General features: G+C 67.2%; 26 protein-coding genes. 15 read left to right on the top strand and 11 right to left on the bottom strand.

Annotated elements, in window-relative coordinates; all coding sequences use genetic code 11:
- Positions 1-336 precede the first annotated feature (336 nt).
- On the top strand, positions 337-651 hold the full coding sequence (locus ACFUC1_RS02515) for a hypothetical protein (RefSeq protein ID WP_379116334.1): 315 nt from the start codon (positions 337-339) through the stop codon (positions 649-651).
- Positions 652-684: 33 nt separating this feature from the next.
- Here ACFUC1_RS02515 and ACFUC1_RS02510 read toward each other — a convergent pair whose 3' ends face one another.
- Positions 685-1956 carry a hypothetical protein gene (locus ACFUC1_RS02510; protein ID WP_379116333.1) on the bottom strand — a complete coding sequence of 424 codons (1272 nt, stop codon included), beginning with the start codon at positions 1954-1956 and terminating at the stop codon, positions 685-687.
- A 140-nt stretch (positions 1957-2096) separates the two neighbouring features.
- Between ACFUC1_RS02510 and ACFUC1_RS02505 the strand changes: the two genes are divergently transcribed.
- Both ACFUC1_RS02505 and ACFUC1_RS02500 read left to right on the top strand, forming a co-directional pair.
- The gene (locus ACFUC1_RS02505; RefSeq protein WP_379116332.1) at positions 2097-2681 is read left to right on the top strand and encodes a hypothetical protein; all 585 of its coding nucleotides are present in this window, start codon (positions 2097-2099) and stop codon (positions 2679-2681) included.
- A complete protein-coding gene (locus ACFUC1_RS02500; RefSeq protein ID WP_379116331.1) occupies positions 2678-3070 on the top strand; it encodes a hypothetical protein in 393 nt (130 codons plus the stop codon). Before ACFUC1_RS02505 ends, ACFUC1_RS02500 begins: the two co-directional genes overlap by 4 nt.
- Here the strand turns inward: ACFUC1_RS02500 and ACFUC1_RS02495 are convergent.
- Positions 3042-3539, bottom strand: coding sequence for a hypothetical protein (locus ACFUC1_RS02495; RefSeq protein ID WP_379116330.1), 498 nt, complete (start codon positions 3537-3539; stop codon positions 3042-3044). The two genes, ACFUC1_RS02500 and ACFUC1_RS02495, sit on opposite strands and share 29 nt — an antisense overlap.
- A gap of 98 nt (positions 3540-3637) precedes the next feature.
- Here ACFUC1_RS02495 and ACFUC1_RS02490 point away from each other — a divergent pair, with 98 nt between their 5' ends.
- From ACFUC1_RS02490 to ACFUC1_RS02460, 7 genes are all read left to right on the top strand, one after another.
- Entirely contained in the window at positions 3638-4711 is a 1074-nt protein-coding gene (locus tag ACFUC1_RS02490; RefSeq protein ID WP_379116329.1) for a C40 family peptidase, read from the top strand.
- A gap of 78 nt (positions 4712-4789) precedes the next feature.
- Positions 4790-5074, top strand: coding sequence for a DUF6112 family protein (locus tag ACFUC1_RS02485; RefSeq protein ID WP_379116328.1), 285 nt, complete (start codon positions 4790-4792; stop codon positions 5072-5074).
- 437 nt (positions 5075-5511) lie between these two features.
- The gene (locus ACFUC1_RS02480) at positions 5512-5898 is read left to right on the top strand and encodes a hypothetical protein (protein ID WP_379116327.1); all 387 of its coding nucleotides are present in this window, start codon (positions 5512-5514) and stop codon (positions 5896-5898) included.
- 74 nt (positions 5899-5972) lie between these two features.
- Positions 5973-7082, top strand: a complete 1110-nt coding sequence (locus ACFUC1_RS02475) for a hypothetical protein (RefSeq protein WP_379116326.1) — start codon at positions 5973-5975, stop codon at positions 7080-7082.
- The gene (locus ACFUC1_RS02470) at positions 7082-8536 is read left to right on the top strand and encodes an SCO6880 family protein (protein ID WP_379116325.1); all 1455 of its coding nucleotides are present in this window, start codon (positions 7082-7084) and stop codon (positions 8534-8536) included. Before ACFUC1_RS02475 ends, ACFUC1_RS02470 begins: the two co-directional genes overlap by 1 nt.
- A gap of 154 nt (positions 8537-8690) precedes the next feature.
- A complete protein-coding gene (locus tag ACFUC1_RS02465; RefSeq protein ID WP_379116324.1) occupies positions 8691-9920 on the top strand; it encodes an ATP-binding protein in 1230 nt (409 codons plus the stop codon).
- Positions 9921-10054: 134 nt separating this feature from the next.
- Positions 10055-11770 carry a TraM recognition domain-containing protein gene (locus tag ACFUC1_RS02460; protein ID WP_379116373.1) on the top strand — a complete coding sequence of 572 codons (1716 nt, stop codon included), beginning with the start codon at positions 10055-10057 and terminating at the stop codon, positions 11768-11770.
- Positions 11771-12621: 851 nt separating this feature from the next.
- Here ACFUC1_RS02460 and ACFUC1_RS02455 read toward each other — a convergent pair.
- Positions 12622-12957 carry an Lsr2 family protein gene (locus ACFUC1_RS02455; protein ID WP_379116323.1) on the bottom strand — a complete coding sequence of 112 codons (336 nt, stop codon included), beginning with the start codon at positions 12955-12957 and terminating at the stop codon, positions 12622-12624.
- A 193-nt stretch (positions 12958-13150) separates the two neighbouring features.
- A complete protein-coding gene (locus tag ACFUC1_RS02450) occupies positions 13151-13696 on the bottom strand; it encodes a hypothetical protein (protein WP_379116322.1) in 546 nt (181 codons plus the stop codon).
- A gap of 174 nt (positions 13697-13870) precedes the next feature.
- Here ACFUC1_RS02450 and ACFUC1_RS02445 point away from each other — a divergent pair, with 174 nt between their 5' ends.
- Positions 13871-14692, top strand: a complete 822-nt coding sequence (locus ACFUC1_RS02445) for a hypothetical protein (RefSeq protein ID WP_379116321.1) — start codon at positions 13871-13873, stop codon at positions 14690-14692.
- 386 nt (positions 14693-15078) lie between these two features.
- Here the strand turns inward: ACFUC1_RS02445 and ACFUC1_RS02440 are convergent, their stop codons facing one another.
- The 7 genes from ACFUC1_RS02440 to ACFUC1_RS02410 all read right to left on the bottom strand — a co-directional run bounded on the left by ACFUC1_RS02440 (position 15079) and on the right by ACFUC1_RS02410 (position 20303).
- A complete protein-coding gene (locus ACFUC1_RS02440) occupies positions 15079-16077 on the bottom strand; it encodes an ImmA/IrrE family metallo-endopeptidase (protein ID WP_379116320.1) in 999 nt (332 codons plus the stop codon).
- Positions 16074-16775, bottom strand: coding sequence for a helix-turn-helix domain-containing protein (locus tag ACFUC1_RS02435; protein WP_379116319.1), 702 nt, complete (start codon positions 16773-16775; stop codon positions 16074-16076). Before ACFUC1_RS02435 ends, ACFUC1_RS02440 begins: the two co-directional genes overlap by 4 nt.
- Positions 16768-17352, bottom strand: coding sequence for a sigma-70 family RNA polymerase sigma factor (locus ACFUC1_RS02430; RefSeq protein ID WP_379116318.1), 585 nt, complete (start codon positions 17350-17352; stop codon positions 16768-16770). The genes ACFUC1_RS02435 and ACFUC1_RS02430 overlap by 8 nt, the downstream gene beginning before the upstream one ends.
- Before the next feature lie 62 nt (positions 17353-17414).
- The gene (locus ACFUC1_RS02425; protein ID WP_379116317.1) at positions 17415-19037 is read right to left on the bottom strand and encodes a hypothetical protein; all 1623 of its coding nucleotides are present in this window, start codon (positions 19035-19037) and stop codon (positions 17415-17417) included.
- A complete protein-coding gene (locus ACFUC1_RS02420; protein WP_379116316.1) occupies positions 19034-19483 on the bottom strand; it encodes a hypothetical protein in 450 nt (149 codons plus the stop codon). The genes ACFUC1_RS02425 and ACFUC1_RS02420 overlap by 4 nt, the downstream gene beginning before the upstream one ends.
- Before the next feature lie 55 nt (positions 19484-19538).
- Positions 19539-19958, bottom strand: coding sequence for a hypothetical protein (locus ACFUC1_RS02415; RefSeq protein WP_379116315.1), 420 nt, complete (start codon positions 19956-19958; stop codon positions 19539-19541).
- Between the two features lie 6 nt (positions 19959-19964).
- The gene (locus ACFUC1_RS02410) at positions 19965-20303 is read right to left on the bottom strand and encodes a hypothetical protein (protein ID WP_379116314.1); all 339 of its coding nucleotides are present in this window, start codon (positions 20301-20303) and stop codon (positions 19965-19967) included.
- A 400-nt stretch (positions 20304-20703) separates the two neighbouring features.
- Here ACFUC1_RS02410 and ACFUC1_RS02405 point away from each other — a divergent pair, with 400 nt between their 5' ends.
- Genes ACFUC1_RS02405 through ACFUC1_RS02390 form a run of 4 tightly spaced genes read left to right on the top strand, consistent with a single transcriptional unit; the run spans position 20704 to position 24584 of the window.
- The gene (locus ACFUC1_RS02405; RefSeq protein WP_379116313.1) at positions 20704-21360 is read left to right on the top strand and encodes a hypothetical protein; all 657 of its coding nucleotides are present in this window, start codon (positions 20704-20706) and stop codon (positions 21358-21360) included.
- Complete coding sequence (locus ACFUC1_RS02400) at positions 21357-22829, top strand: CHC2 zinc finger domain-containing protein (protein ID WP_379116312.1); 1473 nt, start codon at positions 21357-21359, stop codon at positions 22827-22829. Before ACFUC1_RS02405 ends, ACFUC1_RS02400 begins: the two co-directional genes overlap by 4 nt.
- Positions 22830-22845: 16 nt before the next feature.
- Entirely contained in the window at positions 22846-23175 is a 330-nt protein-coding gene (locus ACFUC1_RS02395) for a hypothetical protein (RefSeq protein ID WP_379116311.1), read from the top strand.
- Positions 23172-24584, top strand: coding sequence for a hypothetical protein (locus ACFUC1_RS02390; RefSeq protein ID WP_379116310.1), 1413 nt, complete (start codon positions 23172-23174; stop codon positions 24582-24584). Before ACFUC1_RS02395 ends, ACFUC1_RS02390 begins: the two co-directional genes overlap by 4 nt.
- Positions 24585-24612: the final 28 nt, after the last annotated feature.

Below are 24612 nucleotides of genomic sequence, written 5' to 3'. Positions count from 1 at the left end.
GGCGAGTGGTCGCGAGGGCGGGCGACGCGAGGTGAGTCGGTGGTCGGGAAGGGGCATGGACCGGGGTGTGCTCGCATCGGCTTCGGAGGTGACACCCAGCGGCGGGACCGCACCGAGCTGGTGGATGCCGTGCTCACGTGTTGGCCTCGCCCACGCCGCAGTGTTCCGCCCGGTGATTAGAGCGTCAGCCACTGGAGCCCTGGCATCGCCCGGCGCCTGCGACGGCCTTGACCATCCACGGCAGACCGCGCCGATCATGGACCGACGGACCTCCGCTGCACGCATGGTGCCCCTCTGACTCCGTTGTCCAGACATGCACACCCTCAGGAATCTCCGATGAGCCGGCACCAGACGGACGAGGCTGCCAGACGACGCCTGCTCGCCGCGCAACGTGCGGAATCGCAGGCACTACGGGTCGTCATGACAGTGGCACGCCGCAAAGAGGCCCTCCAGGAGCGGGTCAACGCGGTGGACATCGAGCTCGCCGAAGCGCAGGCAACGTTGACCTCGATCTCCGGCGTCGGTCGTGCAGCATCCCTACTCGAGCTCGACGAGCGTGAGCTGCGGCAAAGGGTCAAGCGCGCCGACGCTGCCACGGAACCAAGGAACCCCGGCATCGGCACTGCGCGGAACTCGCCTCCCGAGACCTAAGCACCGTCTGGCGCAACCCGCCGGGACCCTGAGTCAGCCACTGTGACCGTTCGCCTTTGGGTGGCCGAGCAGGTAGATATGGTGACTGAACTCGAGGGCGTTCTCATTTCGGGGATGCAGCCGCCGCAGCTCGTTCGCCACCTCGCTGCCGACCATCAGCAGTGATGGCAGCGAGCGGCGGTCGCCATCGAGTCCTGCTTCGGCCGCGGCTGTAGCCAGATCGACCTCACCAGCCCGAGCGAGCACCGTCGCCTTGGTCAGCTCCGCCTCAGAGAGCCGCATCGGCGAGATGACGTCGCCGCCCGGCGATGTGCTGGTCGCGCGCACCGCCTCCGCCATGGCCATCGCCAGCATGTCGTCGCCTACTGCGCGATAACAGTCCATGGCATAGAAGTCGAACTTCGAGGGGTCGACCTGGAAGTGATTGCGCGGGTTGACTGGATAGTCCAGCTGGTCCAACGCGGCACGACCACGATCAAGAGCCAGTTCGACCTCGCGTCGTCGGCCGAGGCGCGCCCATGCCTTGGCCGCCTGCGCCTCGAGCTGCACCGCTACGGAATGCCGCCTGGTCTCTCGCAATCCAGCCTTGGCCGCTTCCAGCACGCCGTAGTAGTCACCGCGGGTCAGCGCCATCCAGGCGCGGATCTCCTGCGCCCATCCGAGGATCTCGCTGTGCCCGATCTCCTTCGCGAGCATGATGGCGCCCGCGCGTGCCTGTTCGGCTGCTCGCTCGTCCCCTTGGTCGTAGTGGAGACACGCAACCAGAAGGGAGAGCCAGCCGGCGAGCGTGTAGACCTCCCCGAGCTGCTGGTATCGCATCGGCTTGTCCTTCAAGGCAGCGATCTCGGCGAGCCACCTCTGCGCCTCATCGAGGACCTCCTCTCCCGGCCTCGAGGCGTAGTCGGTGCACAGGCGATCGGTCATGACCTGCGCCAGCTCCAGGGTGGCCGGGTCGACACTCGACGAACGCAGCCGCTGCACCAGTTCGAGCGTCTCGTCATCACTCAGCCGCGGTGGCGGACCGCCCGGCTGCGATGGTCCGAAGTAGGCATCCACGGCCGTCCCGAACATCGCCGCGATCGCCTGCTGGTTCTCCGCCGAAGGGACCCCAATGTCTCCGCGCTCCCAGCGCTTCCATGAGGTCAGGACCGACTCAAGGTCCGAAGGCATGTAGTGGTCGGCATGAGCGATGAACTCCCGGACGGCCTGTCGCTGGGACAACCCCCGGGCTTCGCGGTCTCGCCTGAGCCGCTGCCACCAGTCCTGTGACGCCATCGACCGCCCTTTCTGCTCTGGCAGATACATGCGGATGGAGTCATTTGCGAAGGTAACACACAGGGGACATGGGGGACATCAAAGTTATCCCCAGGTATGTACCTTTTGTTCGATCCTGCTCGCCACGAGAGTAAGCCTAGAAAGAGCCCACTCGAGAGCAGGGGGAACCCATGAACGCGCCAGCACCACAACGGAATCCAATCACCCGCGAGACGACCAGAGTAGCAACGGAAGTCCTTGACAAGTCGAGCACGGTGGGTCGTGAGGACTCTGAGGAGGCGGCCGCGGTCGCTCAGGCCTTCTACGCAGATCCTGAGGAGCACGCCGACGAGATCGACATCCCGCGCGACGAGCAGGAACGCGCCGGCCGTGCCATCCACGCGACCCTTCGCGCTTGTCCCGACCTCAAGCTGGAGACACCCGCGCGGGAGGCACTTTGGCTCACGGTCCAACAGGAAGTGTGCACACGGGGATGGAGGATGGTCCGGCCCTTCGGGTCCAAGAAGCCGTACCTGGTCACGGACGAGCAGGCGAGCGAGGAACTCATCATTGCGATGACGTGGCTCACCAATCATGAGGAATGGGCCCGCAGCCTCTCGCCGCTCGGGCTGTTCGTCATGCTGCGCGGCGTGGCGACCAGGACGGGCCACGGCTCCGCTCGTGCCGCCCAGTCGGACCTACTGCACGGCGTCACAGGGGTGCCCGCAGGACAGCGGCTCACGTGGAGCGGCCCGGAGGAGATCGATGTCGCATGAACGACTATCTGACCTTCAGGGACTGGGCCGTCACCCGGACCGGCATCGCCGTCGAGGAGTTTGAAGCGCTGAAGCTCGCCACCGCCTTCGATCTGTACGTGTCGCGCCTCGAGGCGGCGCGCGCACGTGGCGCCGGCGACCCACTCGAGACCATCTCTCCGCTGGGGGCGGGTGGCAACTCGCGCGCCTGCACGCGCCGGATGCTCGCGCACCTGGACTACAGCAGAGCCGAACTGAGAGTGATTCACCGCCTCATGGCCGGGTCCGCCAGCGGATGGCCCGGTTTGATCAGGCTGTATGCGGAGCGGTCACCTTTGGACGCAGCCCGCCGTGAGTATGTGCGACGCCAGGTCCACCTCGTCATCCCACGGTCGGCGCCATGCGCCTGATGGGGTCCAGCGCCGGATGGGTTGTGAGTGCCTCGACACCGTAGAGGCTAGCGATGCCTGCGACCGCGACCTGGGCAGCGCCCGGCCCGGTCACCACGCGCGGCGAGCCGTCACCGTAGTCGAGGACGACGTGGCTGCGGCTCAGGTCAGGATCAAAGCCCACGAGTGAGCCCCACCACAACGACAACACCTCTCCGCTGCGCAACCGAACCAGCAGGCGTCGGTTCGTAAGCAGCGCCGTTCCCGGTGCGGCCTCACTCCATAATCCGTGCACCATGACCCGGAACCACAGATCCTCGAGCTGACGCCACGCAGACTCCTCGGGTTCGAGTACGACCCTCATCCCCACCGGGTCGACTCTTCGGGCCAGTTGCAGTCCGGCGATCTCCATCGCCAGATGGCGCGCGTCATCGCTGGCTTCAAGGGCGTGGCTGTTCGCCGGTTCGGCAACCCGCCGCTTGAGCCGCATAACTCCTCCCAGCACTCCTGGACTCCTCCACTGTGCCCCCTAACGGTGACAGCCGGGAACCCCCGCGGATGCTGCCCCGTCACTGCTGTTGACCGGACGTGACCCTTGCCAAGATCGCTGCCGCCGCTCTGGCGCTCCTGACCGCCTCCCTGGGAGCGGTCGCCGTTCTCGTGTGCGCCATCGGACCCAACACGGACCGAATGCCGCTCTGCACGACCTCCGGTCCGGTCGCGGGCCTCTCGGCCGTCCAGGCGCAGAACGCCCGCACGATCACGTCCGTGGCCTCCGCACGTGGAGGCAGGCGCGCCGCCCTGGTCGCCATGGACGTCGCGATCACGGAGTCAGACCTCCGCGTGTTGGGCAACCCTGCGGTGGCCGATGCCTCGACGCTGGCCAGTCAGGGCGTCGGCACCGATCACGACTCGGTTGGACTGTTCCAGCAGCGCGCCGGCTGGGGCACGGCAGCGGCCCGCATGGACCCAGTCACCTCGACGAACGCCTTCCTTGACCAGCTCATGGCGCTCAACGGCTGGTCGACGCTGCCGCCTTGGGTCGCTGCCCAGCAGGTGCAACGGTCCGCCTTTGACGGTCGGCCAACCGCCGCCAACCAGGGATCGAACCTCTACGGCGGCAACTACCTGGCTCAGCTGACACGAGCCCAACATGTCGTCGACGTCATCGGCACGACGTCATCCACAGATTCGTGTGGGGGCCTTGACAACGCAGCAGAGGTCGTTGCGGCGGCCGGTCCAGGACACGGGCTCCCCTCCGGCTACGTCATCCCCGAAACCGCGTCCCGCGCAGCCCATATCGCCGTGACCTACGCGCTCGCCCAGCGTGGCAAGCCCTACCTGTGGGGAGCCACCGGACCCGACCGGTTCGATTGCTCAGGGCTGACCCAGTCCGCCTGGTCCCTTGCGGGCTATCACCTCGGCCGCACGACCTGGGACCAGATGCGCGACGGCGCTTCCACCACGATCGCGGCCCTTCAGCCGGGCGACCTCGTCCTCATCCCCGGCAGCGCAGGCTCCCTCGCCTCCCCCGCGCACATGGGCATGTACATCGGCCGTGGCCTCGTCGTCCACGCCCCCAAGACCGGCGACGTCGTGAGGGTCACGCCGCTATCCGCCTTTGCTTCCGGCGGCATCTCGGCTCTGCGACACATCGCGTGAACCGCGAATGCTGCCCCCTCGGGTCCGTAGACCAATCACCGCGCGGGACCAGCCTGCCGCGACACGAGAGGCATCGTCATGGCACTCCTCCAGATCGACGTCCAGCCCAACACGGACGGGCTCCCCGGCATCTCGGCCTTGAGCCACATGACCGGCGCCCTGCTCACCCTTGGCCTCGTGGCCGCCGTTGCCGGTGTGGCCATCGCAGCCATCACCTGGGCCATCGGCTCCAACTCCTCCAACCCCCACATCGCCGGCCGCGGCAAGAACGGCGTGCTGATCGCCGGAGCCGCCGCACTGCTCATCGGGGCCGCAAACACCCTCGTCAACTTCTTCAACGACGCCGGCGCGGCGATTCACTGATGCACAGCCACCCACGCCCGAGGACGCCACTGCGCCTCATCGGCGCAGGAGCCGCCATCCTGACGCTGCTGGTGGCGAGCACTGTCATGACCGTCGCCGTGCTGGGAGGACGGCATCGAGCTACCCCGGCCACTGCGAAGCCTGCACCGTCGCCCACCGCCTCGTCGGTGAGCAGCCCCAGTGCCGAGCCCCCGAACCCGGCTGAGGAGTTGGGCGTCCGGAAGTCCGAGCTCAACGCCGAGATCGCTCGGCTCCGCGCGACGCCTACGGCGGACCCCAGGTCACCGCTCCCCCGGATCACGGGCGACGCGGTCCAGCAAACCGACCTCTATGCGGCCGCTTTCACCACGCAGCTTCTTGAGCAGGACTATCGGCGCCCCCGCGGGGAGTGGGTGTCCTGGGTCCAGGCAGAGTCGGCCCGCACTGAGGAGCCTCTCGTGGTCGGTCTGGTCCCCCCAGACCTTCGCGACCGGTGGGCCGCGTTCTCGGTGACCGACGCTCACGATGGGCCAGCACCGATCCCTGCCACCAACGAGTGGGCAAGGCTCGCCGCCAGGGAGGCCCGCACTTCGGTGCGCATCCTTCGCATCACCGAACCCATGACCTGGACCAACGCAGTCGAGGCCGGCCGCATCACCGACCCCGGCATCACCGCACGCATCGTCAGCGCTGAGGTCACCCTCACCACCACGGTTGACGGGCGCTCCGAGGCCGAAAGGACCAGTGTCGAGCTCGGCCTCGAGTTCGAGGGCCCGCCCACTCGCAGCACCTGGGGATTCGTGGGCGCCGTCACTTACACCGCGATACCGGTGGGCACGTCATGACGTGCGATGGACTTCAGGCGCTTGACCCGCTCTGCCAAGCAGGTCAGTACATCCGAGGACAAGCCAGCAACGCGGTGGACAGCGCCTTCGGCCGGGTTGCGGACTCCTTCAGCGAGGCCGCCTTGAACGCCTCCACTTGGCTCTGGAAGCAGATCAACGACGCGACCACCTTGAACCTTGCCGACCCGCACCTGCTGCGTGAGGTCGCCACGACCGCCGCCATCGCCGGCGTCCTCTGCCTGGCGCTCTTTGTCATACAGGTGATCACCTCTGTTCTCCGTCGCGAGCCTGGCGGCCTCGGACGAGCGCTTTCCGGTCTGCTCGTGAGCTTCCTCGGCTCTGCACTCGCCATCGGCGTCACGCGCACACTCTTGGGCGTCGTGGACGCGCTCAGCGCCGGATACGTGCAACACATGCTGGGAACCAATGTCGAGGGTCTCGGCCAGAAGTTCGCCTTCACGCAGATGGCCAACGTCCAATCACCCGCCGCGCTGTTGCTGCTCTCCCTCCTCGTCCTCGTCGCGGTGGTCCTCGTCTGGGCAGCGATGATGGTGCGGAAGATGGTGCTGGTCATCGCGGCGGTCCTCGCCCCATTGGCCTTCGCCGGAGCGACGGCGGACATCACCCGCGCCTGGGTACGCCGCTGGATCGAGTTTGTCTGCGCCATGGTCGTTTCCAAGCTCTTGCTAGTGATCATCCTCAGCATCGGCTTGGCAGTCTTCAACGGCGCCGGTCAGGACGGGGGAGGAATCGGTCAGGGCACCACGCAGCTCGCCGCAGGCTGCCTCATCCTCATGATGGGCGGCTTCGCGCCTTGGATGGCGATGCGGATGTTCTCCTTCGCCGGCGACACCCTCCACGCTGCCCACGCCAGCGTCGGCCAGGTGACCGCGGGTGGACACGCCGCAATCGCCGCACCCCAGAAGGTGTCTTCGATGGCGTGGACTGCCAGCTCGCTCGGCAGCCTCGCTGCGGGCCGCCCCGGCCGAATCGGTCCACCACCATCGGCGCAGGCCGGCATCCCGCAACGGAGCTCCTCGAGCGCTGTGGCCGCGAGCGCCGCGCCAGCCGCGCCACCCAGGTTCGACCTCGGGCGCGCCCAGTTCGCCAGGGCGCAGGGCACCAAGGCCGTCAACCCCTCCCCACAACAGCCCCCACGTTCGGATTCGACTGGAGCAGAGTGATGACCGACACCGCACCCACTATGACCGCTGCGGCCACGGTCAGGTTCGGCAGACTCCCCCGCCGCGGACTGCTCCTTGGCTTCTCGGCCCCGCGGGTAGTGTGCATAGCAGGAGCCGCCGCGACCGCCATTCCCATGCTCTTCATGCTCGGCCCGTCCGGCGCTGCAGTCTCCGCCCCGCTGTGGATCACGTTCTTGTCACTGGCGTTCGCGCCCTGGCATGGGCGTCCCGCCATCGAGACCGTTCCGACTGCCGGACACTTTGCATGGCGACGGCTGCACGGCCAGACACGGCACCGCGTTCGGCCCGACCATCCGCGTCCTTCGGGCACCATGGCGCTGCCCGGGGATGCAGCCGCGCTCCGATTCCACATCGATGGCGAGACCGGCACCGCGATGGTCCACGACGCCCATGCCGGGACCCTTACCGCCGTCGCCCTGGTCCGCCACCCGGCGTACGTGCTTCTCTCCCCGGACGAACAAGCCCGACGGGTCCACGGGTGGGGGCGCACCCTTGCGTCCCTCGCGAACTCCGGTTCGATCGCACGTATCCAGGTCCTGGAGGTTTCACTCCCGGACTCCGGCGCCGGCATCACCGGATGGTGGCAGCAAGCCGGACGCAAGAACAGTGCTCAGTGGGCCGTACGCGAGTATGAGGAGCTCATGCGCACCTGTGCGCCGGCCGCCTCCACCCACCGCACTTTGATCGCCCTGTCCCTCGACCTCAAGGCCGCCAGCGGATACATCCGCCGCCACGGTCGCGGCACGCGCGGTGCGGCGGCTGCCCTGCGCCAGGAGATGATCGCGTTCGAGGCCGGACTGCGCAGCGCCGAGGTCCACCTGGCCTGCTGGCTCGACGAATCCGAGCTCGCCACCACCATCCGCACCACCTACGACCCTGGAGCGGGTCCGTGGACAGCGACCGCGCGGTCCCTGGGGACCGCCGGGCCGGTCGCCATCGACGAACGCTGGGACCACCTGCGCCACGACAGCGGCTACTCGGCTGTTCTGTGGATCAACGAGTGGCCACGTGTCGACGCGCCGCCCTCCTTCCTGCATGCCCTGGTCTTCCGTCCCGGAGTGCGCAAGACACTGTCCATCACCGCCTCCCCGGTCCCCACCGCCGCCGCGATGCGCGACATCCGCCGATCAAAGGTCGAGTACGCCACTGACGCGTCGCAGAAGGCCCGCCTGGGGGCCTTGGCCGACCTGTCCGACGCGGCCGAGTGGTCCGACGTGCTCGACCGCGAGAGGGCGCTCCTCAACGGACACGCTGACATGCGGTTCAGTGGCCTCATCGCCGTCACCGCAGCATCCGTCGACGAGCTCGACGCGGCGCTCGCCGAAATGGAACGCGCTGCGGTGCAGTGCGGCTGCGAGACCAGGCGCATGGTCGGCCAACAAGCCAGGGCGTATGCCGCGGCGGCGCTGCCGCTCGCACGGAGGGTCAACTGACATGCGGGCCGCCACGATCCGCGTTAGGCGCGGCGCGCAGGGGCACCACGCCGCTGAAGCACGCGCCCTACTCCCGGCTCGCGGCGAACCGGGCGCCGAGGCTCTCCGCCCGCTTCGCGGACTACGCCTTGGCCCACACCGGGCGACCTCGGACGTGCTCGCCGGCGCCTACCCCTTCCTGGCCGAGGCCGGCCTCGGGAACGAAGGCGTGTTCATCGGCCAGGACGCCTGGTCCGGTGGCGGGTTTTGCTTCGACCCGTGGGAGCTGTACCGGCAAGGCGTCATCACCAATCCGAACTGCCTGCTCGCCGGAGTCGTGGGCAAGGGCAAGTCCTTCCTCGCCAAGTCGATGGCAACGCGGTCCATCGCCTTCGGCCGCAAGGTGTATGTGCCCGGGGATCCGAAGGGCGAGTGGTCCGCCGTCGCCCAAGCCGTGGGAGGGACGGCCATCCAGCTACGACCCGGGTCACCCAACCGGCTCAACCCGCTCGACCCCGGACCTCGGCTCAAGGGCGTCGAGGACGAGGAATGGCGTCAGGTGGTCGCCACCCGCCGCCGTGCACTGCTCGGCTCACTGACTGAGTCCGCTCTGGGTCGACCACTCGCGTCCGTCGAACACACCGCCCTGGATGCGGCACTGGCCCAGGCCGTGGCTTGGAACACGGACCCCACCTTGCCGGCAGTGGTCGAGGCACTCCTCCGCCCGGTCGAGGACTTGGTGGGCGCAACAGTCGAAGAGCTCACCCGAGACGGTAGGGACATCGGACACGCACTAAGGCGACTGGTCACTGGAGACCTCGCCGGCTTGTTCGACGGACCCTCCACCGTTCCGTTCGACCCTGACCTGCCGATGATCTCGCTGGACCTTTCTGGCGTCCAAGGTTCCAATCAGTTGCTCGCCATGGTCATGACCTGCGCCTCCGCTTGGATGGAGGCTGCCCTCACGGACGCCAACGCGGGACAGCGATGGGTCATCTACGACGAGGCCTGGCGACTCATGCGCCAGCCGGCGCTGCTTGCCCGCATGCAGTCACAGTGGAAGCTCTCTCGCGGCTTGGGCATCGCCAATTTGCTCATCGTCCACCGACTATCGGATCTCGACGCCGTCGGCGACGCCAGCTCGGAGGCTCGCGCCCTGGCCAGAGGACTCCTTGGCGATTGCTCGACCAAGATCATCTACCAGCAGGAAGTATCCGAGTCGCCGCTGACTGCAAGGGAGCTAGGGCTTTCAGTCGCAGAGCGATCCCAGCTCCCGGATCTCCAACGCGGAGAGGGACTCTGGCGAGTCGGCCAACGGGCTTTCGTCGTACGCCACACCGCAACCAACGGCGAGATGGCCGTCTTCGACACCGACCTCCGCATGGTGCGGGAGGCAACGACGTGATCCGTCTGCTGACCCGCTGGTACGCCTGACCCAGCCTGACCGACCAAAGGTGCCCCCTCCGTCCCGTTGTCTCGCTGACGGACTTTCCGGAGGGAGCGATTATGCGTGAGCGTCCAGGTGCCACATCCGACGCGATGTTTGTGACCCTCGTGCTGGCCGGCGGGGTGCTGTGGGGTGTCCTCTGGTCAGCCGCGGCGGCGAGCACTGCCTTGTCCAGACACGGCTGGCTCCAGCCGCGGCTCGGCCCTCCGTTCGCGGCCCTGAGCGACGCGTCCGATCCCGGGCGGGCTTGGGGTACGCCGGTCGGTCCGCCGTGGGTGTACTGGTCTGTCACGGGGAGCGTGGTGCTGGTTGCTATGTCCGCTGGGCTGCTGGTCCTGCGCCATATCGAGCGCCCGGCGTCCAACAGCGGGGCCTACCTTCCCGGCACCGCGCGATCCAGCGAGATCTCCCATGCCGCCGGGCATCGCCGGCTGACCAAGCGGGGCGGGGTCCTCCGGCCGGGAAAGGCCCACGCCACTGTCCACGACCTCGGGCATGAGGTGGGACGGGCAGGTGGCCACTCCTGCTACGCCTCGATCGAGGATTCCGTAGTCCTGCTCGGGCCGCCCCGCTCAGGCAAGGGTCTGCACCTGGTCATTCCAATGATCCTCGACTCCCCCGGTGCGGTGATCACGACGAGCACTCGCCCGGACAACCTCACCGCAACGATGCAAGCCCGTGCCCACGAAGGGCCCGTGGCGGTGTTCGACCCACAAGGGCTCGCACACGGCATACCGTCGGCCACGCGGTGGTCGCCAATCCGCGGGTGCGAGGATCCACACATCGCGATGGTCCGCGCCAAGGCGTTGACGTCTGGCACGGCCTCGGGCACAACGGACTCGAGCTTCTGGCAGGCCTCGGCCGAGCAGGCGGTCCGGTGCCTGCTCCACGCCGCCGCATTGGCCGGATGCTCCGCCACCGAGCTGTACCGCTGGTCGCTGTCGTCGGCCCACGCCCGCGAAGCCGTCATGACCTTGTCTGAACACCCGCACGCTGCCGCCGGCTGGAAGCAAGCCCTCGAGTCGATCACAAACGCCGACCCTCGCCAACGGGACTCAGTCTGGTCGATGGTCACCATCGCGTTCTCCGCCATGGCCGACCCCCGCGTCCTCGACGCCCTCTCGCCCGCGCCGCACGAGCACTTCGACCCCGAACGATTCCTGCGAGAGCAGGGCACCGTCTATCTGATTGGCACCTCCACCGGTACGGCGGCCACCGCCGGCATCGTCGGTGCGTTCGTCGAGGACGTCGTGGAAACCGCCCGGCGACTCGCGGCGCGCTCCCCCGGGTCCCGCCTCGACCCGCCGCTGGCCTTGATCCTCGACGAGGCCGCGAACTACCCGCTGCCCTCCCTGCCGTCGCTCATGTCCGAAGGCGGCGGCACAGGAATCTCCACCATCGTCGCCCTGCAGTCGCTGTCCCAAGCCCGCGCCGTGTGGGGCGAACACGAAGCCAACGCCATCTGGGACGCCGCCATCGTCAAGGTCGTCCTCGGCGGCGGCTCCAACGCCCGCGACCTGGAGGATCTGTCCAAGCTCATCGGCCAGCGCCCGGACCGCCAGACCTCCACGAGTACCGGTCCGGACGGGCGACGCAGCACGTCCACCAGCACTCATCAGGTGCCAATCATCGATCCCGGCCGCCTACGCACCCTTCCCTTCGGCACCGCGATCCTGCTGCTGCGATCGGCCCGACCGATCATGCTGACCCTGCATCCGTGGATCCAGCGAAAGGACGCCAAGGCCCTACAGGCCAGCCGTCACGGTCTCGAGGAGGCGATTTGCCGTGCGCACATCAGAGCATCGTGACCGACGGGGCCGCATCCGTCGCCGGGCCGTATACGACGCGTACCTCGCTTCCCACTCGTGGCGGGCGCGACGCAAAGCTTGGTATGCCGCGTGGCTGACCTCGCACGGCACCCCGCCCCTGTGCGTGGTCTGCGACCGGGCCTGGAGCATCCGCAGCGGGCACCTGCACCACCTGACCTACATGCGGATCGGCGATGAAGACGACCGTGACCTGGTGCCACTGTGCGCCCCGCACCATCGGCGCTTGCACGAGATTCTCGAGCGGCATGCCGGATGGAGGCGCTTGGGCCGCCGACAAGCGAGCATCGGCATCATCGCTCTCCTCCGCCAGGGTCGATCAGCGGCACGTCCCCCTTCCACCAACTCGACGCCGGCATCATGAAGGACCAACAGTGCCTGCGTCTCGGCGATAGCGCCGACGACCCGGACTTTGACCTGTTGCACGGCCCGACGCACCTGCCGTCACGCACCGCGAGAGAACGCGACAGAGCCATGACCCAGCTGCGGGAGTGGGTGCCCGAGCTTGTGCGCAGATTCGCTATCGATACCCGAGTCATCCCACCCTGTTGGGAGAGGCACAACGGAATGGTGGAAGCACTGCAGGCCCTGCGTGACCACGAGCGTGCAAGCTACGCCGAGACCGCCCCACTGACCGCGGCGGTCGAATGGTTCGCGGCATTCCGTGAGGTCGAAGCTCGACTCACCCAGTCCGCCGCGCTAACTCAGTGCAGTCTCCAAGAACACCGTTCGGGTCACATCCAGGAGTGGGCTCGGCAGGCGCCTTGACCGTCACCGGCGGACAGGGCACGGACGGTGCTTCTTCAGTCCACGCCGAAATGCTTCCGCGATGTCTAGCGAGCGGAGTCGTAGGCCGCGAGAACGTCGGCACTGATTCGGCCACGATCACTGACCTTGTGCCCGTTGGCCTTCGCCCATTCGCGGACGGCGGCAAGGTCCGTGCGGGGCTTCGATCGCGATGAAGACCCAGTGCTCTTGCCACGACGGCCCGCGCCGCGCTGCTCGGTCGCCTTGGCAATGTAGGGCTTGAGGGCCTTCTCGAGGGCGGCACGGTTCTTCGCGCTGAGATCGATCACCCAAGACCGGCCATCGAGGCTGAACGAGACCTCCTTCGCATTGGCCGAACCGTCGAGGTCATCGGTGATGGTCACCGTCGTCTGCTTCGCCATGGAGGAATCATCTCGCCTCCCGATCTGAAACCCTAATCTTCCAGGTATTGGGCTCGGAGAGGAAGGCACCTAATGGGTGGCCTGCGCTCATGATTGCCGCCCTATGCGACTGTCTGATTGGTCGGAATCCCGGGCGATTCGACCAGGCGCTGCCCACCTTCGCGGCGATAAGACGTGTCGCGCCCTGCGGTCTCTACCGCGCGGGCGTCGTCTCGGTCGCCTCATCAAACGCCCCGTTCTTATAGCGCCATCTGACTCCGTTGACGTCCGTGAAGAGCGCCTCTGTATTCCAGGTCGGCATCACCAACGGACGCTCGCCCGTGTCGTCGTGCAACACCGTTACCTGCTGACTCTCATCTACGGCGATTGGACTAGGCGTCAAGCGCGGCCACAGCACCGAGGCTTCCTCGCGCCATCTCCCTGGCCCGCGGGCGGTTGCCTTCACCTCCACATTCAGGAAGGTGTGCGGGCTGTTGTTCAGGACATGCACGCTAACCCCGTACTGAATCTGTCCTGCCACATTTGTCGAGCTGCCGCCAGCCGCCCAGCACGTGAACTGTTGTGCGTGTGCACGCCGGTCTCTGTTGTTCTGCTCTCTCTGAGCTGCGGCCGAGGCGTGGCGTTCTTGCACGGCAATTCGCCAACCTGCGAACGCAAAGAAGAGTGCGGCCGCGGTCCCGAGCCCGGCGATCCAATCGGGGACAGAGCCCCAGTCAATAACGGGAAACGAGTGAGACACGCACCCACCGTAGGCGGTGAGCTCAACATCGTCCGGCCGGCATGGCCCTCCCTGCCTCAGGGAGTAGTTGTCGAGGCCTCTTTGGCTCGTGCTCCCGACAAGCGGCGGTGTGACGCGGCAAGCAGTCGCGCGGCGCTGGCATCGCTGGGTGCCGGAATCGTCGATACTCAAGGCATGGCAGTCGAGACCCCATATGTCTTGGAGCAAGGACTGCGGCCTTCGGCGACCCGCTGCTTCCTTTGCGGCGACGACATCGATGACACCACAGGCAGCAAAGAGCATGTCTTCCCGAAGTGGCTGCTGAATAGGTTTGACCTCTGGAATGAGCCGCTGACGCTTCTCAACGGCACGGTCATCAAGTACCGCCAGCTCGTCATCCCCTGTTGCCAGCGTTGCAACAACGAGCACCTCGCAGGCGTCGAGAATCGCGTCCAAGCTGCCTTTGCCATTGGCCCTAGTGCCCTAGTGGAACTGCCATCCGCGGAACTCTACCTGTGGATGGTCAAGATCTACTACGGGCTGCTCTTCCGCAACCTCACCCTGCCGGTCGATCAGCGCGACCCTGCCGCCGGTCCGATAGTCACGCCAGAGGACTTAAGTCGCTTCAGATTTCTTCACCTGATGCTCCAGGGGCTCCGCGGCATTGACGTGAGCATGCTTCATGCGGGCACGCCCGGGTCATGCGTGATCATGCCTGCACAGACTTCGACAGCGAGTCACGCATCGCTGAACTGGGACTACCTCGACATCCCTCACGTGCCGTTCTTGGCTCTGCGAATTGGCGGCGTGGCGCTCTTCACGGGATTGGAGGACTTCGGGGCCCTTCGTCCACTTCGCTCAAGAGACGAAGCATCTGGACGCCGCGCGGCACCTCCAGCTCCATCCGGCTCAGTTTCAGGAACTGGCTGCACTGTTCGCGGCGATCGCCATGTGGGTGACCCGCGAACGGGACTACGACGTCCAACAGGCTGGATCCAAGCTGCACATCACGTTTGACGAAGGCACAGCGGAATGCGTCATCGAGCCGTTCATGAGCGAAGTCGATTTCCTCGAGCTCTGGGCTGCGCTCGCGCGGATGCGCGGTGACACCGAAGCTCGCCCTGGACGCATGCCTACTTGCCTCCTCGACGGGAAGGGGCAGCCCGTCGCAATGTCGATGGAAGCGGACGTAGCAGCCGGTCGCCTTTTGACGGCCAGAGAGGCAAAGCGACCGCGTGGGGCCCCACTCAGCTTGGACGGCCCGAGATAGCCGATCCCGTGGCCACCGCGTAGACGCGGAGCCGCCGTCAGGCGGCGAAGGACGCACCACTACTCAACAGTCAAGGCACGGCGGGGCGGGCGTCGGATACATCCAATGCAAAACGATCCACCTGGGGATTGCGCTACCTGCATTCACCGCACACGCCGTTTTCCAGGTCGGGCGCTTGCAGGAAGCACTTGGTACATATGCCTTGGGCTCGGTCACGTCGTGGGCAGTCGCACTCGCCGCACCTTGGGCAATACTGGCGCTTGCATGTCGCACAAGGCCACCCGAAGGCCCGACCAACGTACCCGCAATGGCAGCGGAGTCCGAGGCGAGGTGCCTCCGACTTCGCGGGTGGGAGGGGACCTCCGTGGAATACTTCAACGCCCCAGAGGTCGGAGGTGCTGAAGACTGCATAGAGGCGCTTCTCGGTCGCGATTGCGCTCACGTAATACTCTTGGCGGCGTTTCCACTCGTCGGTCCAGAACGTCTTCCTCGTCGCCGTGTCACCTGGCTGCAACGCCAGCAACGGATGGTTGACTGGAACGTTGGTGTTGCTCCACGGGTAGACCGTGAGGTTGTCGCCACGGAGCGCCGAGTGGACGACCCGGCCCGCGGCGCGGTCGATAATGACCACCGCTCCTGAAGACAGGCGATTCGACAGCGCGATTGCGCATGCAGGGCCACTGGCGGCCGATCGGGCAACAAGCGCCTTCAGGTCTTCGCCCGTGATGGGACCGGTGCCGACAACGTCATCAAGCAGGCTCTCAGGAATCACCAGATTCGCGGCGACTTCCTCGCAGAGGCGCTCGACCTCGGAGTCCGGGTCGTCACGGTCGGCGAGCCAGTTGAGGGCGTCGTCGTCGCGTTCGACCAGAATGTGCCCTACCTCGTGAAGGAGGGTGAAGTTCTCTTTTCTCGATCCTGGGGTCGGCGAGTACATGACGGTGTTGTGCTCGGCGAAGGACAGCCCGTCGCATAAGCCGCCGGCGCCTCGCCTGGACGTGAGAGCCGGCTCGGCAACCACGGTGTAGCCCAGGCTCTCGATGCCGGTGATGGGGTGCTTGGCAATGGCGGCACGTTGCGCCGGCTCGATAGCGTCGACGAGGCGACGTGCGTGGTCGCGGCGGGTGCTCACGCCGGATGCTCGAAATCGGGCAGGTTCTTGAAGTGCTGAAGGATCGCCAAGAGGGTCTGAGGCGTCGCAGACGTGGCGTTGCGTTTGCCAGCGGTGGCAAGTAGTCGCTTGGAATGCTCAGCGAGTCGTTCGACGGGGACGTTGCTCTCCCGGGACCATTGGTCGAGGAAGGCGGCAATCATTTCGTCGTCGAAGAGGACATCCAGGGTCTGAGCGCGCTGTGGATTGGTCGTCAAGATCGAATCAGTGTCGACATTCAGGACCTCGGCAACTGCGTTGATGGTTGCTGGTGGTGCATTGAGCTTGTCGCGTTCCCACGAGAAGACAGTGTTCGCAGTGACGTCCCAGCCCCGTTGCTTCAGGCGCTGTGCGAGGTCGCCGACAGTGAGGCCAGCTGACTTTCGTAAGGCGGCGACCTGGCGGCCGCTGATGACAACTCCTGGGTCTTCCACGAGGCCAAGCATCTGAGCAATCGGGTCGTCGACTCGCACGGGTGCCGCGCCCGTCTGATTCGTATCGGCGTCGAGTTCGGCAAGTGCTTCTGGAAGCCCAGGTGCCCATTGTGCGATGGCGGCGATCAAGTCACGTTCGTCGTCGGTGAGGTCGGCCGACGTTGGGTGCCCGGCCACTGTGTCGAGCAGTGCTTCGACGAACGGGTCGGTCGCGGAGGACGTCTTCTCGTGGTCTGGGTTAGTCATCCCTCGTCACCTCCTCATGGCACTTCTTGATGATGGTCTTGAGCTGGTCGCCGACTCCCTGACCAGTGATGCCGAGTTCCTCGCCAATCTGCTTGTTCGTCGTGCCGTTCAAGACGTACCGGAGGATCGTGACCTGCCGCTCGGTCAGCTTCTCGACAGCGGTGTTCAGTCTCTCCTGCCGTCCTCTCGCGACGTCCTCAGCCGCGACGTGCTCCCCGAGCGGGTCGTGGTCGATAACGCGGGGTTGTTCGGGGTCGCCGGGAGGGAACCGCTCCTGGGTCTTCTTCTCGCTGCGCACCAGATCGACGCACCGATTCAGGACCGCCCTGCGGAGGTAGCCGCGCCACCCCTCGCCCCGGTCGGTGAGCTTCTGCTCCTCGACCAGCTCTAGAAGGTGGGCAAACACGAGGCCGATCGCCTCATCGGCCATGTCGGGCCGCCTGCCGTCGAAGAATCGGTTCGCAACCTCGCGCAGCCACTCGTGGTGCTGCAGGTACTGTGCGCCGACGTCGGATGGGGTGCAGACGCGCGCACCCTCACCCGGGTCATCCGGGTCGTCGGCCAGCGCGTCGGTCATTCTTCAAGTATCGGCGATGCACCGGATGGGACGGGTGAGTTTCGACTCGATCCGCTGAGGAATCAGGCACATCCGCCTTCCGTCGCAGCGCTGTCGCCATACATCGTCCGGTACCAGCGTCGGCGTACGCCGGAATGGCAGATGCACGTGCCGGTTGCGTCGGCGGGCGGCCGGCGCACAATCCCGGCTGGCAGGCCGGCGACGTCAAGGTCGACCCGCCGGTCAACGGTGGGTAGGCCGAGCATGTGCTTCACCAGCTCGGCGGCGATCAGAGCACCGGCGAACCAGGACACCTGTGGCGACGCCACCGCGATGACCTCGCGGTCACCGTTCGCCACATCGGCACTGGCGTCGGCGTGGGAACGCATCTCGGCCTCGGCGTACGCCTGACGGATCAAGTCGCTTAGCGGGGCGCTGACCAGAGCATCACGTCGCGGCGCGGGAACGCGGCCAGCAGCAATCGCCATGTCGACATCGGAGGGCTCCAAGACGGTTCCGTCCTGGAGCAGAGCGAGCACTCGCGGGATCGGGATGCCGGTGACCTGGGAATACACGCCGGCTTGGGTGAGCGGCGGTTCAGCGCGGACGAAGTCGCAGAACGGGCAGCCGAACCCGTCGGCGAACCGCTCCCACTGAACGTGAAGTTCGGTGCCCAACACCCCCGCAGACAAGGTCGCCTTGCTGAGCACGTCGGCGACGTCGAGCCGCCCGCTAAGAGTGTCGACGCTCGAGATCACGACGCCGTGCCAGCCGGGCTCCTTCTTGGTGGTGTTCCAGGTGGCGACGTCCGTGTCGTGAGCCTCGGCGGTCAGCCCAAGCTGCTGGAGACGCTTGACCATCTCTGTGGCCTTCTTGCCGGTCTCGCCTCCCAGCAGGGCCGGGTAACGGTACGGGTTACGGTCAGGGTCGAATACATCCTTGTCGACCGCGGTCACCTCCAGTGCTGCGGACCACGCGGCTGCCGGCAGCGACCCGTTCAGCACCGGCGAGCACGCCGTTGCAAGCAGGGCCATTGCGCTGGTACCCACCGATCCGACCCCCAGGAACCCGCTTCGCCCAACCTCGAATTCGCCCGCTGGGTCAGTGACCGCGAGGTCCTGGTCGTTGACCAGGCGCAGACGGTGGTCGATCAGGTTGGTTTCGACCGTCCCAGTCACCTCTACGCCCGGGAAGCCCAGGTCGGCGAGGACCTTGATGAGGACCTGGCTGACCGCCAGGCACCCTGCGGCATGAAGTCCGAGGCCGTGGATGGCGCCGATCTCCATAGAGACGGGGCGGTCGGCGAGAACGACGTTCCAGTCACCGCCGCCGACGTAGACATCGCAGCCAGGCTCGACGACGCCGAAACCCACCGAGATGCGTCGGGTGGCGGGCAGTTCGGTGACTGGGCGCACCGGCGTCAGCCTGTGGAGCAGGTCAGCCCACGATGCCGCCTGCCACCAGTTATTCGGTAAGCGACCGTCGCCAGACGGGTCGTAGACAACAGCGCGCGGCACCAGACGGGCAATCATCGTCACGAACGCCGCGACAGCGACGCGCCCAGCGTCATTGGCTTCTGCTGACACAGTCACGGAGACTTCGGTCTCATCGAGCCGTTGCAGAACCTGGATAGCCGGCTCCTGCACGCCGCCGGCGGTCTGGCTTCCGAGGAGCCGCAGCCGCGGGTCCTCGGACCAGGAGCTCACGACGACTCCTCAGCGACGATCCATCGGTCGCGATCCGGTCCAGCCATCAGCTCGTCCCAGGACCCGTCGCGGAAGCGGTAGACGGCGCAGGCGTCCAGGCCGCGACGCAGGCCCAGGCCGAAGTACGGAACGACGATCGAGATGCCGCCCTCAAAGGTGATGACGGGGTTGGCGTCGTCTGCCGGGGAGTGGAACGCGTCACCGGGGTGGCTGTGGATGCGCGCGACGTACAACTCGTCAGGGCCCAGTGCGAGAGCGAGGTCCATCTGGCCTGCCCGGGGAACTTCGACGTTGACGCTTCCGAAGGCGTAGCGGTGCGCGTTCTGCCGTGGGATGACCAGCTCGAGACCCGTGCCCTTCTTGATCATTGCGGTGCCTTCGAGGCCGAGGGTTCCGCGGTTCTCGAAGAAGGTGCGGGCGTCCTGGAGGACCCTCGAGGTCAGCACGAGTGGTGCTCCCTCGGTCGGTGGCGTCGTTGAAGGTGTTGGAGAGGTGTGGTGATTACGCATTGATGCCTGCCTTCCGGAGAAGGGATTCGATTAGGGAGTCGAGCCGCATGCTGAAGCGGTGGGAGTCCCAGCGTTCGGTGAAGTGGCTCTCGTGGGCGTAGTAGCCGCGGGTGCCGCTGACGCACACGAACGGAACGCCGAGGCTGGGATGGACGCCGTGGCAAAAGCCAGGGATCCACTGCCCCAACGCCAGGATCTCGCCGTCGTCGTCGACGAGGGTCGCGTCGAACGGCTCGGAGTCGTAGCGGGAGCCGTCCAGCAGCAGGTTCCATGAGCCGTCGTCTCGCTTCAGGGTCATGACAACGTTCGACCCTTCCCGGTGGAGGTCGCCGGCCAGGTCGCCGAGCTTCATGCGGGCCCGGCCGACCTCCGCGTCGAGGAGGTCGGCCAGGACAGCCGGGTGGAGAGCCACCGCCCGCTACTTGGTGACGGTGGCGCTGGCGCCGTCGACCTGGGGCTTGCGGTTGATCAGCACGAGGACGTCGCCCTCGACGATTCCGAGGTCGCCGAAGTTGGCCGATGGGTCGAGCTCGTTGTCGGAGACGCGGGGCAGGCTCAGCGAGTAGTCGCCGGCGGTCAGCCAGCCCTGGTTGATGAACTGCTTGACCTCCTTGTCGGTGACCTCGCCGATGGTGTTTGACGGCTTGACCGTCACCTTGTCGCTGTGCCCCGCCAGGGACCGGAAGGTCACCTTGAAGGGGTGGTCGTCGCCGTGACCCGGCTTGGACGTCGTGTCGCTCTCGGAGTGAGTGCTCACTGTGGGCTCCTTTCTGTTTGTGCCCGCTGTGCCTGTTAGACGTCGTCGCAGGGGCCCGTGAAAGCCTCCGGAAGGAAGATTTCCGCGACACGCCTCTTCCCGCGTCTCTTGGGCGATCGCGGTGGGAACGTCGACGGAGGCGTCACCCGCAGACCGGGCACCGTCGAACGCCTCGGTCCCGCATTACGGTCAGCGAACGGCCGGTGTAGCCGAGCGGCCGACCTCCGGCCCGTGCTGCGAGCCATTGGACCCAGGCCAACGTCAATCTGGGCGGAAAGCCGTGGGGGCGGTGGGCGTATGACTCATCCGCGGACCCCGTGAGCGATCACCTGCGCATGGTGCCCCCTTGAGCCGGTTGTCCTTCTGAAGCGCGAGAACGTCTCGTGCGAGGAAGGCCACCATGGTTGCGCAGCCAGCCGAACGGCATACCGATCACCACCTGCGCGAGCAGCTCGTCGCACTGGCACGCAATGCCCAGGTGAATGTGGACCTGGACGACCCGGCGGACTACTGGTACCGGCTCGGACAGCGCAACGCCTACGCGCAAGCTCTCGGCCTTTCTGCGGCCAGGGGCGTCGACCAAGTCGCGTTCGAGATCGCGGACCGGCTCACCGACGCCTTGTCCAACGGTGAGCACGACGTCAACTTCCTGCTCTCGCGGGCCATCGAGGCTGCTCCAGCCGCAACCAACGACTCCCCGCAGTGGTTGGGGCCGCATGCGTTCCGGGCGCAGTACGGGCACGTCCCGGGCGTGGACCGCGACTACGGGATGCGGTGGGGCGAGACGGGTAATCAGCGAATCTCCTGGCGTGCGCCCTTGGACGCCAGCCGAGGCCTGCTGTACGCCTACGACCCGCTCTGGAACGAGTACCAGGTGCTGGGGACCGACGTCCCTAGGCAGGCCGTGGATGCTGCGTTCAAGCAGTCGCTGGACTCCGACATCCACATGGATGTCGGGGCGTTCGGTGAAGTCGTTCGCTCTCAGGTGATTCTCGGGCGAATGAGCCCCATCCAACCGCTCGCGGCCAACGAGCCGACACGGGTGATCGAGCCATGACCGGCGCCAGTGCCGGGCCCGTCGACATCGCCGCCCTCCGGGCCGCGCACCCGATCCACGAGGTGGTCGCCGCAGCCGGGATCGAGCTCACCCCACGAGGACTCGGGTTCGTCGGTTGCTGCCCGTTCCACGACGACGCCACCCCGTCGCTGTCCGTCGGCGGTGTCCCCGATCGGTTCCACTGCTTCGGCTGTGGCGCCTCCGGCGACGTGATCGACTTCGTGCGCCGCCTCGAGGGGCTGGGCTTCCTGGAGGCCGTCGACCGCCTCGACCACCACACCCCCAGCCCGGCTGCACGTCCGTCGGCGGTTCCCCGCGCACCGGCCGTCCCGCGCCAGCGGCCCTTGGTCAGCACCCACCGCGGACACCAGATCAACACCATGGCCTGGCAGTACTGCACCAACACCGTCCGGCACGCGTTCGCCGTCAGCTACCTGAGCCACCACCGCGGCATCGACGTCCGCGACCTCGAAGCGCAGCTGGGCGCAGCACTAGTGGGGCACACCGGGAACGACTGGTCCGGCATGACTCGGCATCTACTCGGCCAGGGGGTGGGCGCGGACGAGCTGCTCGCCATGGACCTGTCCCGGCGCAGCAACAGCGGCCGGCTGATGGACACATTCCACGCTCGGCTCGTTGTACCGGTCCACTCCCCCGAGGGCCAGATCGCCGCGTTGGTCGGGCGCACCACCGTGGACGACCCGCGCACGCCGAAGTACCGCAACCCGACCCGCACGGCGACATTCGACAAGTCCACCGCCCTCTACTCCCCCACACGGCCCACGATGGGCGCGGTTGCGGTCGTGGTCGAGGGTCCTTTGGATGCCCTCGCCATCACGGCAGCCGCCGCGACCAGCGGACGGCTGGACCAGTTCTGGGCGTGCACCGCCAATGGGGTCAGCGTGTCGCCGGCGCAGGCGCACCTGGTCACTACCAGCGGTCTCGCGAAGGTGGTGATCGCCCTCGACGCGGACGCTGCGGGCGCGGAGGGTGCGCAGCGATGGGTCGATGCCGTATGCCGCGGGCAGCGCTACCCGGCCATGCTCACCCACTTACCGAGCAACTTGGATCCCGCCGACTGGCTGGCCCTGCATGGACCCGATGGGTTGAGCGCGTTCGACCCAGGCGTGGAGGTCGGTGACCCGCGCCCGGTACAACCCGGGCGCGAGCTCGTCCGGGCCGCGCTCGCTGCGGCGCATGACCAGGTCAGGGACACGATCCGCGACCTCATCCCAGTGCTCATGGGCGTGGACGGAGCAGCGGCCCGGGTTCTGTTCGCGCAGGCCGACGATGAGATGACCCGTCAGGGCTGGAACCCGAAAGGAACCTTCACCGACACCCTGCGGCAGGCCGTCGCGGTAGCCGCCGCCCAACGGCGTGACGTTGCCGCCCCCGTGAGTCGGCCCGTTGAGCCAGTACCGGCGAGCCGACGCGTGGAGCTGGCAGCCGGCCCCGCTGCATACCGCTGAACGGAAGGGAGACTCCGTGCACCCACACCAGACCCCGGCCGACCTGCTCGAGCTTGCGGCCGCCCATCTGCGCATGGCCGCCGTCGACGCCGCCAAGCAGAGCCTCGGTGACGCGTTCTCGCCGTGGCACGCCTATGCCGGTCAGCTCGAGCTGACCGCCGACGGGCTCAGTGCCCAGCCAAGCGCGGCCTCGCAGGTCGCTGACCAGGCCGGCGTGCTCACCCATGTGGAGCTGGCCATTGGTGCTCTTGATGCGGTGCCACCCGGGCACGGGCCGGCCGATGTCGCGCTGTGGTGCTGGCAACTCGAACAGCTGCGGCGGACCGCGGCGGAGATGGCGACATGACCACCACCACGGGCCGCGACCTCGTTGACCGCGCCGATCGGCTGGCCCGCGAGGTGGCCCGCTGCGACCTGCCCGTCGATACCCCCTTGTGGGAGTCCTTCGACACCACCGCCTATCGCCTCGTGCGCGAGCTCATCGGCCCAGGACGCGACGACACCGGCGCCTGCACCAGCAGCAGGGCAACCCTGCTGCACGTGATCCACGCCTACCCCACTCCCCTGCGTCCGCCGCTGGACGTCGATTTCTCCGCCAGGGCCGCAAGGCGATTCGTCAGAAGCAACAAGGACGAGTTCATTGCCCGACTGCGAGCAGGGAGGCCGCCGGCTACCGACGGCGGCGGGCCGCGCCGGATCCGCTCGGCCGACCTTGACACCCGATCCGACATCGTGCCCGCCGACCCTACCGACCCACACCCGCTGGCCCGGCTGGCCACCACGCTCGGCGTGCTCGCGGACATGGTCAGCGAAGAACGACGCCACCCAGGCACGGTCGACGGGCTCAGCGACCAGGCGGTCCGTGACGCCACCGCAAGAGTCGTGACCTGGCTCGCCGTTGCGGGCCGCTACGCGCTGCGCCACGGCCCCATCGACGACGGCTCGCGCCCGCTGGCCGTCGCCCAGTATGCCGAGCGCGCCATCGACGCCCTTGGCGGTGCGGCCTCTGCGCCGGTTCAGCTGGAGGCCATCTCCGCACGCGCGGAGACGACAGGCACGGGGCTCAGTGAGCGGCTCGACTGCGCCCTTCACCGCTGGGCGGTCGAAGTGGCCGAGGAACTGAAGCGAACCATCCCCTCCACCCAGGTCATGGCCAACATCGCCAGCGTCGGCAGCCTCATGATGGCCACCACCCACCGGCTGTACGGGATGCACCCATCGACCACGCCCGCGGAGCTGGTGACTCTGACTCGCGACCTGCGCGGCGCTGCCGATGCGCTCAAGGGCGCCGAAGCCGCCTGGAGGACTGTCACCACCCTCCAGCGCCAGGGACGGGCGTTTGGCGTCGCCTCCTTCGAGCTCTTTGACACGCTCCGCACCGTCATGGCCATCCCAACCGAGCCGGAGAAGATGCTGCGGGCTGGGTTCGACATCGAGACCTCCCTGCGCTCCCTCGAGCGCGGCACCCGAGATCTGTCGCGGTTCATCGAGCAGAGCCGCGAGGTCACTGGTGCCTGCGTCAACAGCGGACTGCTGTTCGCACCCGCGAGAGGCAGAGACAACGGCGCCCACCACCTGCGAGCACGTGTGCGCGGCGAGTACCTCCCCATCGCTACTGGCCGGGCGCACGGGCTCATGGAGCCCGTTGCCCGCGCCGCCGATCTGACCGCCCACCTCCTCGTGGCGCGCCGCCACCCGGTTCCGCCACCCTCTGACACGCCCGCACCAGAGCACCGAATCGCGCTGGGGCGGTGACCGATGGTGCCCCCTGATCGACGTTGAC

Origin of the sequence: Pedococcus sp. NPDC057267 (assembly GCF_042668795.1) — a bacterium.
Lineage (GTDB): Bacteria > Actinomycetota > Actinomycetes > Actinomycetales > Dermatophilaceae > Pedococcus.
The sequence above is the reverse complement of the archived record's forward strand: the minus strand, read 5'-3'. Positions and strand labels throughout refer to the sequence as shown.

Bases quoted from the DNA above. Each gene is read 5' to 3' on its own strand.
- ACFUC1_RS02515 (WP_379116334.1), top strand. From the start codon at position 337: ATGAGCCGGCACCAGACGGACGAGGCTGCCAGACGACGCCTGCTCGCC.
- ACFUC1_RS02510 (WP_379116333.1), bottom strand. From the start codon at position 1,956: ATGTATCTGCCAGAGCAGAAAGGGCGGTCGATGGCGTCACAGGACTGG.
- ACFUC1_RS02505 (WP_379116332.1), top strand. From the start codon at position 2,097: ATGAACGCGCCAGCACCACAACGGAATCCAATCACCCGCGAGACGACC.
- ACFUC1_RS02500 (WP_379116331.1), top strand. From the start codon at position 2,678: ATGAACGACTATCTGACCTTCAGGGACTGGGCCGTCACCCGGACCGGC.
- ACFUC1_RS02495 (WP_379116330.1), bottom strand. From the start codon at position 3,539: ATGCGGCTCAAGCGGCGGGTTGCCGAACCGGCGAACAGCCACGCCCTT.
- ACFUC1_RS02485 (WP_379116328.1), top strand. From the start codon at position 4,790: ATGGCACTCCTCCAGATCGACGTCCAGCCCAACACGGACGGGCTCCCC.
- ACFUC1_RS02470 (WP_379116325.1), top strand. From the start codon at position 7,082: ATGACCGACACCGCACCCACTATGACCGCTGCGGCCACGGTCAGGTTC.
- ACFUC1_RS02460 (WP_379116373.1), top strand. From the start codon at position 10,055: ATGTTTGTGACCCTCGTGCTGGCCGGCGGGGTGCTGTGGGGTGTCCTC.
- ACFUC1_RS02455 (WP_379116323.1), bottom strand. From the start codon at position 12,957: ATGGCGAAGCAGACGACGGTGACCATCACCGATGACCTCGACGGTTCG.
- ACFUC1_RS02445 (WP_379116321.1), top strand. From the start codon at position 13,871: ATGGCAGTCGAGACCCCATATGTCTTGGAGCAAGGACTGCGGCCTTCG.
- ACFUC1_RS02435 (WP_379116319.1), bottom strand. From the start codon at position 16,775: ATGACTAACCCAGACCACGAGAAGACGTCCTCCGCGACCGACCCGTTC.
- ACFUC1_RS02430 (WP_379116318.1), bottom strand. From the start codon at position 17,352: ATGACCGACGCGCTGGCCGACGACCCGGATGACCCGGGTGAGGGTGCG.
- ACFUC1_RS02405 (WP_379116313.1), top strand. From the start codon at position 20,704: ATGGTTGCGCAGCCAGCCGAACGGCATACCGATCACCACCTGCGCGAG.
- ACFUC1_RS02400 (WP_379116312.1), top strand. From the start codon at position 21,357: ATGACCGGCGCCAGTGCCGGGCCCGTCGACATCGCCGCCCTCCGGGCC.
- ACFUC1_RS02390 (WP_379116310.1), top strand. From the start codon at position 23,172: ATGACCACCACCACGGGCCGCGACCTCGTTGACCGCGCCGATCGGCTG.